Annotated in this window: 13 protein-coding genes and 2 pseudogenes; 5 read left to right on the top strand and 10 right to left on the bottom strand. The window is 66.7% G+C overall.

What is annotated here, in order from left to right:
* Window positions 1–130 precede the first annotated feature (130 nt).
* A complete protein-coding gene (fliI, locus tag ASE66_RS16020) occupies window positions 131–1,471 on the top strand; it encodes a flagellar protein export ATPase FliI (RefSeq protein WP_082613501.1) in 1,341 nt (446 codons plus the stop codon).
* Window positions 1,472–1,474: 3 nt separating this feature from the next.
* On the opposite strand, the gene ASE66_RS16015 is transcribed toward fliI, so the two are convergent.
* Window positions 1,475–2,038 (bottom strand): TlpA disulfide reductase family protein, encoded by a 564-nt coding sequence (locus ASE66_RS16015; protein WP_057190698.1) that lies wholly within the window; start codon window positions 2,036–2,038, stop codon window positions 1,475–1,477.
* A gap of 128 nt (window positions 2,039–2,166) precedes the next feature.
* Window positions 2,167–3,369, bottom strand: a complete 1,203-nt coding sequence (locus ASE66_RS16010) for an MFS transporter (protein WP_057190697.1) — start codon at window positions 3,367–3,369, stop codon at window positions 2,167–2,169.
* A gap of 351 nt (window positions 3,370–3,720) precedes the next feature.
* Between ASE66_RS16010 and fliJ the strand changes: the two genes are divergently transcribed.
* Window positions 3,721–4,125 carry a flagellar export protein FliJ gene (gene fliJ / locus ASE66_RS16005; RefSeq protein ID WP_057190696.1) on the top strand — a complete coding sequence of 135 codons (405 nt, stop codon included), beginning with the start codon at window positions 3,721–3,723 and terminating at the stop codon, window positions 4,123–4,125.
* Between the two features lie 132 nt (window positions 4,126–4,257).
* Here fliJ and ASE66_RS16000 read toward each other — a convergent pair whose 3' ends face one another.
* The 5 genes and pseudogenes from ASE66_RS16000 to ASE66_RS33245 all read right to left on the bottom strand — a co-directional run.
* Window positions 4,258–4,908 (bottom strand): GNAT family N-acetyltransferase, encoded by a 651-nt coding sequence (locus ASE66_RS16000; RefSeq protein ID WP_244494944.1) that lies wholly within the window; start codon window positions 4,906–4,908, stop codon window positions 4,258–4,260.
* Window positions 4,909–4,930: 22 nt separating this feature from the next.
* The gene (locus ASE66_RS15995) at window positions 4,931–5,560 is read right to left on the bottom strand and encodes a TetR/AcrR family transcriptional regulator (RefSeq protein ID WP_162262497.1); all 630 of its coding nucleotides are present in this window, start codon (window positions 5,558–5,560) and stop codon (window positions 4,931–4,933) included.
* A gap of 340 nt (window positions 5,561–5,900) precedes the next feature.
* Window positions 5,901–6,152 (bottom strand): hypothetical protein, encoded by a 252-nt coding sequence (locus tag ASE66_RS15990; RefSeq protein WP_156412189.1) that lies wholly within the window; start codon window positions 6,150–6,152, stop codon window positions 5,901–5,903.
* 35 nt (window positions 6,153–6,187) lie between these two features.
* Window positions 6,188–7,312: pseudogene (gene gpmI / locus ASE66_RS15985) on the bottom strand (2,3-bisphosphoglycerate-independent phosphoglycerate mutase); the annotation flags it as partial.
* Window positions 7,313–7,316: 4 nt separating this feature from the next.
* A pseudogene (locus ASE66_RS33245) lies at window positions 7,317–7,642 on the bottom strand (2,3-bisphosphoglycerate-independent phosphoglycerate mutase); the annotation flags it as partial.
* 119 nt (window positions 7,643–7,761) lie between these two features.
* Here ASE66_RS33245 and ASE66_RS15980 point away from each other — a divergent pair.
* Window positions 7,762–8,502, top strand: coding sequence for a haloacid dehalogenase type II (locus ASE66_RS15980; protein ID WP_057190692.1), 741 nt, complete (start codon window positions 7,762–7,764; stop codon window positions 8,500–8,502).
* Between the two features lie 213 nt (window positions 8,503–8,715).
* Here ASE66_RS15980 and ASE66_RS15975 read toward each other — a convergent pair whose 3' ends face one another.
* Window positions 8,716–9,483, bottom strand: coding sequence for a glucose 1-dehydrogenase (locus ASE66_RS15975; protein ID WP_057190691.1), 768 nt, complete (start codon window positions 9,481–9,483; stop codon window positions 8,716–8,718).
* 122 nt (window positions 9,484–9,605) lie between these two features.
* On the opposite strand from ASE66_RS15975, the gene ASE66_RS15970 reads away from it, so the two are divergent.
* On the top strand, window positions 9,606–10,643 hold the full coding sequence (locus tag ASE66_RS15970) for an L-idonate 5-dehydrogenase (RefSeq protein ID WP_057190690.1): 1,038 nt from the start codon (window positions 9,606–9,608) through the stop codon (window positions 10,641–10,643).
* Between the two features lie 123 nt (window positions 10,644–10,766).
* On the opposite strand, the gene ASE66_RS15965 is transcribed toward ASE66_RS15970, so the two are convergent.
* Complete coding sequence (locus ASE66_RS15965) at window positions 10,767–12,518, bottom strand: sensor domain-containing diguanylate cyclase (RefSeq protein ID WP_057190689.1); 1,752 nt, start codon at window positions 12,516–12,518, stop codon at window positions 10,767–10,769.
* 121 nt (window positions 12,519–12,639) lie between these two features.
* Window positions 12,640–14,313 (bottom strand): formate--tetrahydrofolate ligase, encoded by a 1,674-nt coding sequence (locus ASE66_RS15960; RefSeq protein ID WP_057190688.1) that lies wholly within the window; start codon window positions 14,311–14,313, stop codon window positions 12,640–12,642.
* Between the two features lie 232 nt (window positions 14,314–14,545).
* On the opposite strand from ASE66_RS15960, the gene ASE66_RS15955 reads away from it, so the two are divergent.
* Entirely contained in the window at window positions 14,546–15,142 is a 597-nt protein-coding gene (locus ASE66_RS15955) for a hypothetical protein (protein ID WP_057190687.1), read from the top strand.
* Window positions 15,143–15,144 lie beyond the last annotated feature (2 nt).

Genomic DNA, 15,144 nt, shown 5'->3' with positions numbered 1-15,144 from the left:
CTTCAGCCGCGAAAGCGCCTTTCGCGGAAGCTCGAATCGGGGAAACGGGCGAAAATCGTTCGGTTCCACGACGCAGCTTCGAAACGTAGTGTTAATCACTCCGCTTAATGGAAGGTAAACGGCAGGGACGATGAGCGGCGCTTCGCCCGGACAGGACCGGTTATCCACACTCGCCACGATCATCGGCGAGCTCGAGGCCACCTCCGTTTATGGCCGCGTCACCGCCGTGCGCGGCCTGCTGGTCGAAGTCTCCGGCCCGATCGCGGCGATGAGCCTCGGCGGGCGGGTCGGCATCGAGATCGCTCCCGGCATCCGCGTCCCCTGCGAGGTCATCGGCTTTTCCGGCGAGAAGGCGCTGGTCATGCCCTATGGCGGGCTCGACGGCGTCCGCCGCGGCTGCCCGGCTTATGTCGACCGCACCGTGGCGGGCCTGCGCCCGACCATGGCCTGGCTCGGCCGTGTCGTCGACGCCCTCGGCCGCCCGGTCGACGGCGGCCCGCCGCTGCCGCAGGGCGAGCGCACCATCCCCTTCCGCAACGACCCGCCCCCGGCCCATTCCCGCCGGCGCGTCGGCCCGCCACTCGATCTCGGCGTGCGCGCCCTTAATACCTTCCTGACCTGCTGCCTTGGCCAGCGCATGGGCATCTTCGCCGGCTCCGGCGTTGGTAAATCGGTGCTTTTGTCGATGCTGGCGCGCTATGCGCGAGCGGACGTCAACATCATCGGCCTCGTCGGCGAGCGCGGCCGCGAGGTCCAGGAGTTCCTGCAGGACGATCTCGGGCCGGACGGCCTCGCCCGCTCGATCGTCGTGGTCGCGACTTCGGACGAGCCGGCGCTGATGCGCAAGCAGGCGGCGCTGACCACGCTGAGCCTGGCCGAATTCTTCCGCGACCAGGGCCTGCAGGTGATGTGCCTGATGGATTCGGTCACGCGATTCGCCATGGCGATGCGCGAGATCGGCCTTGCCGCCGGCGAACCGCCTACGACCAAAGGGTATACTCCGACCGTCTTCGCCGAATTGCCGCGCCTGCTCGAACGCGCTGGCCCGGGGACCGGCGACGGCGCGATCACCGGCCTCTTCACCGTGCTGGTCGACGGCGGCGACCATGATGAGCCGGTCGCCGACGCGGTGCGTGGCATTCTCGACGGCCATATCGTCATGGAGCGTTCCATCGCCGAGCGCGGCCGCTATCCGGCGGTCAATATCCTCAAATCGGTGTCGCGCACCATGCCGCGCTCCTGCGACCCGCTTTATTATCCGGTGGTGCAAAAGGCCCGCGCCTCGCTCGCGACCTATGCCGACATGGAGGAACTGATTCGGCTCGGCGCCTATCGCCAGGGTGCCTCAGCCGAGGTCGACGAGGCGATCCGGCTCAATCCGGAGCTCGAAGCCTTCCTGAAGCAGGCCAAGGACGAGGCGACCGGCCTCGCCGACGGCTATTCCCGGCTCGCCCGAATCATGGGGATGTGAGCCTCACAGCCGCCCGACATGATCGAGCAGCGCTGTCGCCTGCGGCGACGCCCAGTCCGCCTCGCCGAGCATATAGCCGCGCACGCCGCCACGCCGGTCAGTGACGTAGATCACGGGCAGCCCCTCTGCAGCCGACAGCGGCTGCCCGGTCCCTGCAGCCGCCAGGGCCTTCCCGCCTCGGTCGTAGAAGGCCGGCAAGCGCTTGACCCCGAGGCGCCCGAGATAGGCCCTGACATGCGCGAGATCGCGCTCGTCGGTGCTGATCGACGCGATCTCGACGTCCCGGGCCCGGAAGTCCGCGAGTTGGCGCTCGAAGCGCGGCAAGGTGATTCGGCAGACCGGGCACCATGTCGCCCAGAGATAGATGAGGCAGACCTTGCCCGGCACCGGCTTGGCGATGGCTGGCTTGCCGTCCAGTCCCTGCAGGGCGAGCGGCGCCATCGGCTCGACCGGATCGAATTCGATGAACTGGTAGCGCGCCGTCCGGAACTGCGGCAGCCGCGCCTCCGCCACCGCCGGTGCTGCGAGCAGTCCGAGCGAGGCCTGCAAGGCGAGGCGGCGGGTCATTGAACAGGACGGCATCAGCTCTTGGGCTCGCTTTCATCGGGACGGCGGCGTGATAGGTCGGCCCGGGTCGCAGCCCTATGCACGATCGCGTCAGTGGCGCAGCCGACCTTGTCGTTTCCGAGACGAGATCAGGTGCGCAGTCGCCGCACCAGCACGATCATGGCGAGCAGGGCCATGCTCTGGATCACCGCCGACACCACCAGCGTGCCCGATGCGCCCAGCCGCTCAACCATCAATGCAAAGAGCAACGGCGCCGCCGCGAAGGTCAGGTTCTGCGGCACGGTCAGGCGGCCGAGCATCGCGCCGAAGCCGTGGCGGCCGAACAGCGCCAGCGGCAGGGTCGCGCGCGCGACCGCGATCACGCCCATGGCCGCGCTGAACAGCATGACGAAGGCGATCGCGATAGCGCTCGACCCTGGCGCAAGCGCCATCAGCAGGCAGGACGCCGGTCCGAGCGCGAGTCCGGCCAAGGCCACACGCTCGACCGGAAGACGCTCGCCCGCAACCGCATCGACCGCTCGCGCCACCAGGGTCGCCGGGCCGCTCAGCGAAGCGATCGCAACCGCGCTCACACCGGCGATGCCCGCCCCTTGCATCAGTCCGATGATGTGCAGCGGCAGCCCCCAGGAGACGAGGCCACTCGCCGAGAAGCTCAACGCCAGCAGCCAGAATATCGCCCGCCGCTCGCCGGGCGGCACCCTGCCCTGCTCCTCGGCCGGCATGGCCGACGGGCCGGGTTCGGCCAACGGCTTGGCGCGATAGGCCGGGATGGCGAGATGGATCGGCAGCACGATCACGAGCTGGATCGCCGCGAAGACCATCAGGCAGGCGCGCCAGCCATAATCGGCGCTGAGCCAGGCTGTCAGCGGCCAGAACACGCTGGAGGCAAGACCCGTCACCAGCATCATCAGTCCGATCACCCGGCGGGTGCGCTCGCCCATCAGCTGCGCCACCGTGACGTTGCCGGTGTTGGCGAGCTGCATCGCATGGCCGATGCCGATCACGAACCAGGTCGCAAGATAGCTGACCGGCCCCTGCGCCAGCGCCAGCAGTGCCAGCCCCAGCGCCGAGATCACCGCGCCCAGCACCATCGCATGGCGCGTGCCGCGCCGGTCGAGGTGGCGCCCGAGCAGAGGAGCGATCGCCGCTCCGATCACCAGCAGGATCGTGATCCCGCCGAAGACCACGATCGGGCCGAGCCCGATGTCGCGTTCGAGATAGCGCGCCAGAACCGAGGGCGAATAATAAATCGAGCCCCAGCCGATGATCCGCGTCAGGGCGAGCCCGCTCAGCAGCAGGCTGTATTCGGGGAGACGGCGCGAGACGGGCAAGGATTCTGTCCGGCGCGCTGGCACGCACGCCCCTTATTATTGATTCGCCCCAAGCTAGCGCGAGCTGTGCCCGACCGGGAGAGCCCGGGACGCACCCGTTGCATGCATCGAAAGCGAGCGATCCTGGTAAGGAACGATCAACCTCCTTGCGCCATTGTGATTTTCGTCTCGCGGAAGTGTTCCGGTGGCAAGCCGAGGGGTCGGCGCGCCACCAGAGTCGGATCCGGTCAGGTTGAACCAACCCGATCGGCGAATCCGTCTCTGAACTAAAGTTGGAGACCGTTTTATGGTCGGCTTGCGATGAAAGCAGACCGGAACGGGCTCGATGCGTAATCAGGAGTTGGGCACGACATGAAGTCGCGAGAGACCCTTTTGCGTCTCAAACGCTTCCAGGTGGACGAGAAGCGCCGCCGGGTGAGCCAGATTGAGATGATGATCGCGGAATTCAACCGGATGGCTGGAGATCTCGATCGCGAGATCCATAACGAAGAGGCGCGCGCCGGCATTTCCGACCCGGCCCATTTCGCCTATCCGACCTATGCCAAGGCGGCGCTCGGCCGTCGCGACAATCTGCGCCAGTCCGCCGACAATCTGCAGGGCCAGCTCGACGAGGCGAAAGGCGAGTTGCAGGAGGCCTTCGAGGACATGAAGAAGGTCGAGATCCTCGACGACCGTGAGCGCGCCACCGAACGCGCCGCCGAGGCCGCCCGCGACCAGGCGATGATGGACTCGATCGGCCTGCGCTCGCGCGCCTGATATCAAGAGGCATTGAAAATGCCTCTTGATATTCCGCATGCGGAATATCAAGCCTTTGGCCAGATTTGATAAATCCGCGTTGGATCAGCGGCCTGACGCGTTAGCGTCACTGGCACTGATATAAGTCAGGCCTTATTCGATTACCGGATGATGCGGGACGGCGCGGTGTGGCATCGCCCCGCCGAGGCGCGGATCGTCGGCCACCTCGACCCCGCGCTTGAACGCCGTGAAGCCCGAACGCTGGTAGAACTCGACCGCACCCTGATGGTCGAGCGTGCAGGTATGCACCCAGAAGCGGCCGATCGGGCGCGACCAGGCGCGCTCCAGCGCCCGATTCATCAGCCAGCGCCCGGCGCCCTTGCCGACGACGCTCTCGTCCAGGCCGAAAAAGGCGAGCTCGCCCTCGTTCGGCTCCCTGAAATCCAGCTCGAGCAGGCCGACATCGCGTCCTGCGAAACGGACCGCGAAGAACTCGACGGCGGGGTCGGAGAGAATCGCCTGCAATTCCTCGACCGGCTTGACCAGCCGGCTGAACCACATCCAGCGCTCGCCGAGCAGGCGATAGACCGCAAGATAGCGCGCCACGTCCGCACGGCCGATCTCTTCCAGCGCGAAGCCCTCGACGCCCGGCGGATCGGCCCGGCGGGGCGGCGGCGCGACCATTTCGAGCGAGGTCACGACCGCGGCGATCTTGCCGGCCGGCAGGTCGGTGGTGCCGTTCAGGCTGATAGCGAAGGTCCCGGACATGGCTTCCACAAGGCTGGCGGCAACGAGCGGCCGCATCGTCGCGGCCTCACGCCACCTGCTACCGCTTCGCTGCGATTCCGTCGAGCAGCGTCGCGACGGCGAGCCCGGCGATCTGCTCGCTGCTGGCGCCGCTGGCACGGCTCCACTCGGGCACCCGGTTCAACCCGCCGAGGAAATACGGCACCAGCAGGCTCAGATCGTGCCCGTGCGCCGCCTCTCCGCTGGCGACACCCTCGGCGAACAGGTCATGCCAAAGCTGGGAGTATTTCTCACGCATCTTGCGGCTGCGTCGCCGGATCACCAGCGGCAGATGCTCGTAGACGTGCATGTACCTCTGGTCCTTGCCGACCAGGCTGGTGACGTGGACCTCGACGGCCGCCGAAAGCCTCCGCGCGAACGGAGCCTCCCTCGGCATACCGCGGATGGCCTCCGCCACGCGGCTATAGAGCGTCTCGATCCCCTGGTTCAGGATCTGCTCGACGATCTCGTCCTTCGACTTGAAGTGGTAGTAGAGGCTGCCCGCCTTCATATCGACCAGCGCCGCCACCGCCCGCATGGTGCAGGCATCGTAGCCCTGACGCACGATGATGTCGGCTGCGGCGTCGAGAATCTCGCGTCTGACCGAACCAGGCTTTTCTCTCTCCACAACTCCGGCGCTCGCCGGCCGTCTCGCATCGCGCGCTTTCATCCCTGGTCCGCTCGCCCTTGGCATCCACGAAGACCAAAACCCGGTCGAACGCACAGCCCCCTGCAGGGCCATCGCCGCGTCACTACTTTCCCTTGCGTGACAGATCAAGACGACAACTTATCCGCTTCAATCCGAAAAGCGATAGACATCGACTCATTATTCAACCTAACGCTTGTTTAAATGATGAGAAGCTATACCCCGGGTCAGTGTTTTGACCGAATTGAGCGACGCCGAAAACAGGTTATCTCGCGAGACATTCTGCCGATTTACAGTCACAGCGGGGTTGAAGCGGACAAAGGGCCGCCAATATCCGGGAAGCGCCTTCCGCGAGCCTGACGCGTCAGTGCCCGTCCTTCGATTGGCTGCGCTCATGCTTGCCCGCGGCCAGGCCCTCGGGATCATCCGGCTCATAGGGGGCATGCGGCCCGGTCGGGTGGGCAGAGCGTGGATTCGGCCCGGCCCGCCGCTGCTCAGGCGCCCCGGATTGACCGGGGCGCGAAGCAGTCACGAAGGCGGCGGGCGTATCGGTCAAGCGGTTGGTGTGTTTGTTCGGCATTGGGCAGTCCTCCCTGCCGAACAACCCGACGGTCATGCTGGCGGTTCCAACTCCGCAGCAGATAACCGCCTTCAGCGCAGCAGCGACCGGCCGGTCATCTCGGCCGGCTGCGCCAGCCCGAGCAGCGCAAGCAGCGTCGGCGCGACATCGGCCAGGCGCCCTTCGGCCAGGCCTGTCGCCTGCCCGCCGATCAGCATCGCTGGCACGGGAAAGGTGGTGTGTGCCGTATGCGGATTGCCGGTGACGGGATCGACCATCAGCTCGGCATTGCCGTGATCGGCGGTGACCAGCAGCGCCCCGCCCTTGGCAAGGATGGCGTCGGCGATCTGACCGAGGCTCGTATCGATCGTCTCGACCGCCTTGATCGCCGCCGAGAGCACGCCGGTATGGCCGACCATGTCGGGGTTGGCGAAGTTCAGCACGAAGAGATCGTGTTGCCCGCTCTCGACGGCAGCGACGACCTTCGCGGTCAGCTCCGGCGCCGACATCTCCGGCTGGAGATCATAGGTCGCGACCTTCGGCGAGGGCGTCATGCTGCGCTCCTCGCCTTCGAAAGGCTCCTCGCGTCCGCCGTTGAAGAAATAGGTGACGTGCGGATACTTCTCGGTCTCGGCGAAGCGGAGCTGCTTCAAGCCGGCGTTCGACACGGTCTCGCCGAGCCCGTTGGCGAGGCTCTGCGGCGCGAACAGCGCCGGCATGATCGGATCGAGCTGCGAGCTGTAGGAGGTCATCCCGACCGCGCCGACGAGCTTCGGCATGCGCGGGCGCGGAAAGCCGCTGAATTCGGCGAAGAGCAGCGGCGCCAGGATTTCGCGGATGCGATCGGCGCGGAAATTGAAGCTGAGCAGCCCGTCGCCATCGGCCATGCCGCTGTAGTCGCCGATCGCCGCCGGCTTGATGAACTCGTCGCTGACATTGGCAGCATAGGCCGCTTCGATCGCCGAGCCCGCGGTCGGCATCCGCTCGCCCTCGCCGAGCGCCAGCGCCTTCCAGGCGAGCTCGACCCGCTCCCAGCGATTGTCGCGATCCATCGCGTAATAGCGGCCACAGACCGTCGCGACCTTGACCTCAGGCGGCAGCGCGGCCTCCAGCGCAGCGACATACCCGGCCGCCGAGCGCGGCGGCGTATCGCGCCCGTCGGTGAAGACATGGATCACCGCCGGCACGCCGGCAGCGACGACGAGCTTCGCCAGCGCNNNNCCGCCGCTGGCCTTGAGCCGGCCGATCAGGCCGCTTGCATCCAGCGCCTGCTTCAGCGTGCCGTCCACAACGGACTGGTTGATCCGCGGCAGGTCCTGCATCACGACGCGGCCAGCGCCCAGGTTGAGGTGGCCGACCTCGGAATTACCCATCTGGCCCTCGGGCAGGCCGACATCCAAACCGGAAGTACGCAGGAAAGCGTGCGGCGACGAGGCCCAGAACCGGTCGAAATTCGGCGTCTTCGCCAGCAGGACCGCGTTGTTGTCCTTGTCGTCGCGCCAGCCCCAGCCATCGAGGATCATCAGCATGACGGGGCGGCTGGACATGCGCGTATCCTGTGCATCTGCGAACAAGTGCTTGTGCGGATATCACGCTCCGCGCGGCCAAGGCGAGCGTTAAGAATAGCTCCGCAGCCCGCGCAAGGGCTCCGGAGGAGAGCGCCGCGATGCCGATCAAGGCCGTCGTTTTCGATGCCTATGGAACCCTGTTTGACGTCCAGTCGGTCGCCGGCGTCACCGATGCCGCCTTCCCCGGCCATGGCGAGACGATCACCCAGATCTGGCGATTGAAGCAGCTCGAATACACCTGGCTGCGTGCCCTGATGGGCCGCTACGAGGATTTCTGGAGCGTGACGCAAGCCTCGCTCGACTTCACGCTGAAGACGCTCGGGCTCGCAGCGACGCCCGAACTCCTCACCCGCATCGCCGCAGCCTATGACGCGCTGGCGCTTTATCCGGAGGCGCTGGCGGCGCTGCAGGGCCTTACCCCCACACGCCTCGCGATCTTCTCCAATGGCAGCCCTTCCATGCTGGCCAATCTCACCAAACAGGCCGGCATCGACAGGTTGCTGGAAACCGTGATCAGCGTCGACGAGATCAAGACTTACAAGCCCGATCCGCGCGGCTATCGCCTGGTCGAGGAACGGCTCGGGCTGACACGCGACGAGATCCTGTTCGTCTCCTCCAACGGCTTCGACATCGCCGGCGCCAAGGCCTACGGCATGACGGTTGCGCGTATCGAGCGGGTGCCACAGGAGGCCCTGCGCAAGGAACTGGCGGCTGGCCCGATCAGTCCAAAGAGCCTGTTCAAGGCGCTGCGCATGCAGCCGGAGCAATTGGGCGAAGGCGCGGACCTTACGATCTCGTCGCTGACTGAGCTCGGGCCTTTCGTCGCAGCCAGACGCTGAAGGCGGGCGTATCGAGTTAGCTACGACGGCCGGATATCCGCGGGGAACCCCTCTCCCGGATGGGAGAGGGGCAGGGGTGAGGGACCGCCGCTGATTATTTGGGCGCAGCGGACTCGTTGAGCCCTCTGCGGATAGGACAGGCCCTCATCCCTGCCCTTCTCCCATACGGGAGAAGGGTTCCCCGCGCCCTTCGCCGGTACGTATTGCCTGACTTCAAACCACCGCAGTCAAACCACCATCGACCATCAGCAGATGGCCGCTGACATAGTCGGAGGCTTCCGAGGACAGGAAGATCGCCGCGCCCGCCAGCTCCTTGGTCTCGCCCCAGCGGCCGACCGGGGCGCGGCTCTTCACCCAGTTCGAGAAGGTCTCGTCGGCGAGCAGGGCCTGATTCAGTTCGGTGACGAAATAGCCGGGGCCGATCGCGTTGACCTGGATGTTGTGCTTGCCGAGCTCGGCGGCGAGCCCCTGGGTCATCAGGCTGACCGCGCCCTTCGACGCCGTGTAGGGCACGATGCTCGGCCGGCCGAGCTTGCTCATCACCGAGCCGATATTGACGATCTTGCCACGGTTGCGCGGGACCATGCGCTTCGCCACCGCCTGGCTGACGTAGAACACCGAATGCAGGTTCGTCGCCATCAGGAAGTGCCAGTCCTCGGCCGGGAAGTCGACGAAGGCGCCGCGCTTCTGCGTGCCGGCATTGTTGATCAGGATGTCGATCGGCCCGATCTCGGCCTCGATCTTGGCGACGCCAGCCTCGACCGCCTTCTGGTCGGTGACGTCGAAGGCGGCAACCGAAGCCTTGTGGCCAGCCGCCGCGATGGCGCTGCGCGCCTTCTCCAGCTTGCCGGCATCGCGCCCGTTCAGCACGACATGAGCGCCGGTGGCGGCGAGGCCTTCGGCGATCGCAAGGCCGATGCCCTGGCCGGAGCCGGTGACCAGCGCGATGCGCCCGTCGAGCTTGAACAGATTGAGCGACATCCTATCCTCCCGGTCGTGGCGCGATCTTGCCGCTTGTGAGCGTGTCAAGGGTTGGGTAAGCGGTTTAAAACGATTAGACAATGCCGCAGCCGCATGGCTGCCGCCCTATCAGGAGTCCCGCCATGCGCGCCGTCGTGATCCATGCCGAGAAGGACCTTCGGGTCGAGGACGCGGCCGTGCCGGAGCTCGGCCCGCTCGACGTCAAGGTCAAGATCAAGGCCGGCGGCATCTGCGGCTCCGACCTGCATTATTATCTTCATGGCGGCTTCGGCACGATCAGGGTGCGCGAGCCGCTGATCCTCGGCCATGAGATCGCCGGCATCGTCGAGGCGGTCGGCGGCGAGGTCAGCCGAGTCAAGCCGGGCGATCTCGTCGCGGTCAATCCGAGCCGGGCCTGCGGCCGCTGCCGCTATTGCCAGTCCGGCCAGCAGCAACATTGCCTCGACATGCTGTTCTACGGCAGCGCCATGCGCTTTCCCCATGTCCAGGGCGGCTTCCGCGAGGTGCTGGTGATCGAGGAGCGCCAGGCGGTGAAGCTGCCCGGCCATGTCGGCGCAGCGCAGGCCGCCTTCGCCGAGCCGCTCGCCGTCTGCCTGCATGCGGTCAAGCGCGCCGGCGCGCTGCTGGGCAAGCGCGTCCTCGTCACCGGCTCCGGACCGATCGGCGTGCTGACCGTGGTCGCGGCCCGCGCCGCTGGCGCTTCCGAAATCGTCGTCACCGACGTCGTCGACGGCCCGCTCCCGACTGCGCTCAAGATGGGCGCGACGGCCGTGATCAACGTCATGGCCGAGCCGGAGCGGCTGAAGGCCGATTATGGTGCGCAGAAGGGCGCCTTCGACGTGATGTTCGAATGCTCGGGCAACCAGCATGCGCTGACCGGCGCCTTCGATGCGTTGCGCCCCGGCGCGGTGATCGTCCAGATCGGCGTCGGCGGCAATTTCACCATTCCGATGAATGTCGTCGTCGCCAAGGAGTTCGACCTGCGTGGCTCGTTCCGCTTCCATGAGGAGTTCGACTGGGCGGTCGAGCTGATCGCGTCCGGCCGGATCGACCTCTCGCCGCTGCTCACCGCCTCGATCCCGATCGAGCGCGCCGTGGAGGCCTTCGACCTCGCCGCCGACAAGTCCCGGGCGATGAAGGTGCAGCTGACCTTCGGCTGAGCAAAGACCGTCATGCTCGGGCTTGACCCGAGCATCTCAGGCCGGAAGAGGCTCCAGTCGGCGCCCTGCTGTCCTGAGTTTCTCGGGTCTGCGCTTCGCTTCGCCCGAGAATGACGCCCAATCTTAGACCACCCGCCGCAACGCCGTGGCCGATTGCGGCTCATCGATCGCGACGCCGTCGCGGCCGTTGCGCTTGACCTGGTAGAGCGCCGCATCGGCGCGCGCTGCGGCATCGGTCAGACTGTCCTCCGGCCGCGCCATGGCAGCACCGAGGCTCGCCGTCATCGGCACCGCCCGGCCGTCACTGAGCGCGACCGGCCCCTCGCGCAGCAGCGTCGCGATCTTGGCTGCTATCGCCGCGAGCGACTCCGCTGTGCAATCGCTGATCAGCAGGATGAATTCGTCACCGCCCCAACGGGCGCAGGCATCGTAGCTGCGTAAGATCGAGAGCATCCGCCGCACGCAGGCTATCAGCACTTCGTCCCCCGCATGATGGCCGTAGTCGTCATTGACGAGCTTGAAGCGGTCGAGATCGACGATGATGAGGCCGCAGGCCTTGCCATCGCGCCGGGCCCGGTTCTGCTCCCGCGCGAAAACCTCCTCGAAGCCGCGACGGTTCAGCACCGAGGTCAGAGGATCGTGCTGCGCCAATTGTTCGAGCTTCTGCGTGCGCTCAGCGACCATCGCCTCGAGGCGGCCGGTATTGTCGCCGACGGCCTGGGCCATCTCGTTGAAGGCGCGCGAGAGCCGGGCGATCTCGTCATTCCCGTCCTCCTTCGCGACGGCCGAGAAGTCGCCGGCGCGGACCCGGACGACGCCCTGCTCGACCCATGCCAGCCGGTCGAGCACCTTGCGCTTGAACAGGAAGGTCATCAGCCCGGCGGCGACGATGAGGATCGCCACCATCAACCCAGCGATCGGCGCGAACAGCTTGCGGTCGATGATGGCGTCGACATCCATCACCGTGACGTTGAACCAGCCGAGCCGATCGAGGAAGCCGACGCCGACCAGCACCTCGTGGCCGTCCATCTGCATGAAGCGGGAGAGGACCAGCGCCTCGCCCTTGGCGACGCGCTGCATCATCTCGGCGAGCGCCTTGCGGTCCCCCTCCTCGTCGAGCAGGCGGAAGATCGTCTTCTTGGCCGCAGCTTCCTTGGTCAGGCTGTGGAAATCGACGACGCGCGGGTCGCGATGCGCCTGCACCGCGCCCTGCAAATCGACGAACATGCTCTGCACACCAGTCTGCGGGAACTCGACGACCTCCTTGATGAACTGGGTGAGATCGACGCCGGTGCCGATCAGGCCGAGGACCTTGCCGTCCTTCTCGATGATGCAGTTGATCCAGACCTTGGTGACGGCCAGCACCTCGTCGCGGTTGACGTTGAGATGGCAGCCTTTGCCGAGCGCGCGCGTCTTGAAATACCAGGTGTCCTGCGGAGCACTCGGCGAGACGGTGTAACGCAGACGGTCGTGCTGGTAGGTGTTGGCCTTGTCGTTGAAATAGTAGTTGCCGCTCTTGTCGACGACGGCGAAATAGCTGCGGTCGGTGAAGGAGAGCCGGTAGTGCTCGAGTTCGGCGAGGCCGCGCCTGGCCTTCTCCGGATCGGTCTCGTCCTGTGCCCATTCGACGATCACCGGCGCGCGCGCCACAGTCTCGGCCAGCGAGACCTCGCGCATCAGCGCTTCCAGCCCGCGATAGCGATCGAACAGGATCTGCTTCTCGGCGAAGAGCGTGCCGAGCTTCACCACCGTGCCGTTGACCATCCAAAGGAAGATGCCGGAAGCCGGCACCGCGATCGCGACCAGGGTCGCCAGGACAAGCACGAGCACGCGCGCCTTCAGGCCTGACTTGCTCCAGGCGGCGGTAAGACTCATCTCGTCGGCATCTCCCGGGCCCTCCGACATGCTCGGAATCGCGCGGGGCACATGGTGGCCGCGATATGGTTTACACTTCGTTGACGATTGTGGCGCCCGCCCTGTCCTGCGGCTGCAGGCGTTAGAACAGCCCCTCGATCTGGCCGTGCGCGTCGATGTAGATGCGCTCCGCCGCCGGCTGCCGCGGCAGGCCGGGCATGGTCATGATGTCCCCGCAGATCGCGACGACGAAGCCGGCTCCGGCCGAGAGCCGGAGCTCGCGCACCGGCACGAGATGGCCGGAGGGCGCACCGCGCAGGGTCGGGTCGGCCGAGAAGGAATACTGGGTCTTGGCGACGCAAACCGGCAGGTTGCCATAGCCGGCAGCCTCCAGCTCGGCGAAGCGGGCGGTCACCTTGGCGTCGGCCGAGATGCCGGCGGCGCCATAGATCTCGCGGGCGATCGTCTCGAGCTTCTGGCGCAGCGGCATCGCGTCCGGGTAAAGCGGCGCGAAATCCGCCTCGCCGCTCTGCGTCAGCGCCGCGACCTTGGTCGCGAGCTCTTCAGTGCCGGCCCCGCCCTCAGCCCAGTGCCGGCAGATCACCGCCTCGACGCCGAGATGGTTGCGGCAGAAATTCTGGATCAGCGCGTGCTCGGCGGGCGTATCGTCGGTGAAATGGTTGATCGCGACGATCGCCGGCACGCCGAACTTCCTGACGTTCTCGACATGGCGGGCGAGGTTGGCGAGACCCACCTCCAGCGCCTTGAGGTTCTCGGTGCCGAGCAGGTCGCGCGCGACGCCGCCATGCATCTTGAGAGCCCGCACGGTCGCGACCACCACCGCGACATCCGGCTTCAGGCCCGCCTTGCGGCACTTGATGTCGAAGAACTTCTCGGCCCCGAGATCGGCGCCGAAACCGGCCTCGGTCACGACATAGTCGGCGAGCTTCAGCGCGGCGCGCGTCGCGATCACCGAATTGCAGCCATGGGCGATGTTGGCGAAGGGCCCGCCATGAACGAAGGCCGGCGTGCCCTCCAGCGTCTGCACCAGGTTGGGCATCAGCGCATCGCGCAAGAGCACCGTCATCGCGCCCTGGGCGTTGAGCTCGGCGGCGGTGACCGGGCGCTTGCTGCGGGTACGGCCGATGACGATGCGCCCGAGCCGCTCCTCCAGATCGGCGAGATCGGTTGCAAGGCAGAAGATCGCCATCACCTCGGAGGCGACGGTGATGTCGAAACCGTCCTCGCGCGGGAAGCCGTTGCTGGCTCCCCCGAGCGAAGAGACGATCGCACGCAGCGCCCGGTCGTTCATGTCGAGCACGCGGCGCCAGGCGATATGGCGCTCGTCGAGATCGAGCCCGTTGCCCCAGTAGACATGGTTGTCGAGCAGCGCCGCCAGCAGGTTGTGGGCGCTGGTGATGGCGTGGAAATCGCCGGTGAAGTGCAGGTTGATCTGCTCCATCGGCACGACCTGGGCATAGCCGCCGCCGGCCGCTCCGCCCTTCTGGCCGAAGCAGGGCCCGAGCGAAGGCTCGCGCAGCGCGATCATCGTGCGCTTGCCCAAGCGCTTCAGCCCGTCGCCGAGGCCGACCGTCGTCGTGGTCTTGCCTTCGCCGGCCGGCGTCGGGCTGATCGCGGTGACGAGGATGAGCTTGCCGTCCGGCTTCTCGGCGAAGTCCGGGATCGCGCCGGTGTCGACCTTGGCAATGTACTTGCCATAGGGGTGCAGCGCCGCATCGGGGATGCCGGCCGCCTCGGCGATGGCGCCGATGGGCTGCAGGGTCGCCGCGCGGGCGATCTCGATATCGGTCGGCATGCCGTCCCCTCACCGTCTCGTCGAACGGAATGCCTGTGCCGGCCAATTCCTCGCAGGGCGGACTATTGCCGAAAAGCACGCCTGATCGCCAGCGCGCGGGCACATGGGCGCAATGTGCCCACAGGAGTCTCTCCCCTCCTCCGCCACTATCACAGTTCGGCGAGGCCCGGCCTTTGCCCGAAATCGGACATCACCCGCATGGCAAGAATGCCGATGCCGCAAGGGGGAAACCATGTCAGATGCTCCAAGTCGCCGTGACCTGCTCGCGCGTCTCTCGGCTGCGGGCTTCGCAAGCCTCACTCTTCCGGCCGATGCGTTTGCGCAGAGCGTGGAGTTGCCGGCGACACCGGCCTGCGAGGGACACTCCACCGCGACTCCGCGCCAGACCGAAGGCCCCTTCTTCACCCCCTCCTCACCGCAGCGCGCCGATCTGCGGGCCGATGGCGAGGGCGCCTTGCTGGTGCTGAGCGGCTTCGTGCTGACGCGGCAATGCCGGCCGATCCCTGGCGCCCTGCTCGATTTCTGGCATGCCGATGCCGGCGGCCAGTACGACAATCGCGGCTTCCGCTTCCGCGGCCACCTCTTCGCCGACCAGCAGGGGCGCTACCAGTTCATCACGCGCGCGCCGGGCCTCTACACCGGCCGCACCCGCCATCTCCATGTGAAGGTTCGCGCCGGCACGCAGAGCCCGGCGCTCACCACCCAGCTCTATTTTCCCGACGAGCCCGGCAACCGCCGCGACGGCCTGTTCGATCAAAAACTGCTGATGAGCCTGCGCCCGGGCGAAGGCGGTCAGCTCGGCCGCTTCGACTTCGTGCTGGCGGCCTGAGC

The sequence above is a fragment of the Allobosea sp. Root483D1 genome, assembly GCF_001429505.1.
Taxonomy (GTDB): Bacteria; Pseudomonadota; Alphaproteobacteria; order Rhizobiales; family Beijerinckiaceae; genus Allobosea.
Note: the sequence above shows the minus strand (reverse complement) of the source record. Positions and strands in the feature narration are given on the sequence as shown.

What these genes read in the sequence shown, in the direction of transcription:
- fliI (WP_082613501.1), top strand. Translation starts at nt 131, where the DNA reads ATGAGCGGCGCTTCGCCCGGACAGGACCGGTTATCCACACTCGCCACG.
- ASE66_RS16015 (WP_057190698.1), bottom strand. Translation starts at nt 2,038, where the DNA reads ATGACCCGCCGCCTCGCCTTGCAGGCCTCGCTCGGACTGCTCGCAGCA.
- fliJ (WP_057190696.1), top strand. Translation starts at nt 3,721, where the DNA reads ATGAAGTCGCGAGAGACCCTTTTGCGTCTCAAACGCTTCCAGGTGGAC.
- ASE66_RS16000 (WP_244494944.1), bottom strand. Translation starts at nt 4,908, where the DNA reads ATGCGGCCGCTCGTTGCCGCCAGCCTTGTGGAAGCCATGTCCGGGACC.
- ASE66_RS15995 (WP_162262497.1), bottom strand. Translation starts at nt 5,560, where the DNA reads ATGAAAGCGCGCGATGCGAGACGGCCGGCGAGCGCCGGAGTTGTGGAG.
- ASE66_RS15990 (WP_156412189.1), bottom strand. Translation starts at nt 6,152, where the DNA reads ATGACCGTCGGGTTGTTCGGCAGGGAGGACTGCCCAATGCCGAACAAA.
- ASE66_RS15980 (WP_057190692.1), top strand. Translation starts at nt 7,762, where the DNA reads ATGCCGATCAAGGCCGTCGTTTTCGATGCCTATGGAACCCTGTTTGAC.
- ASE66_RS15975 (WP_057190691.1), bottom strand. Translation starts at nt 9,483, where the DNA reads ATGTCGCTCAATCTGTTCAAGCTCGACGGGCGCATCGCGCTGGTCACC.
- ASE66_RS15970 (WP_057190690.1), top strand. Translation starts at nt 9,606, where the DNA reads ATGCGCGCCGTCGTGATCCATGCCGAGAAGGACCTTCGGGTCGAGGAC.
- ASE66_RS15965 (WP_057190689.1), bottom strand. Translation starts at nt 12,518, where the DNA reads ATGAGTCTTACCGCCGCCTGGAGCAAGTCAGGCCTGAAGGCGCGCGTG.
- ASE66_RS15960 (WP_057190688.1), bottom strand. Translation starts at nt 14,313, where the DNA reads ATGCCGACCGATATCGAGATCGCCCGCGCGGCGACCCTGCAGCCCATC.
- ASE66_RS15955 (WP_057190687.1), top strand. Translation starts at nt 14,546, where the DNA reads ATGTCAGATGCTCCAAGTCGCCGTGACCTGCTCGCGCGTCTCTCGGCT.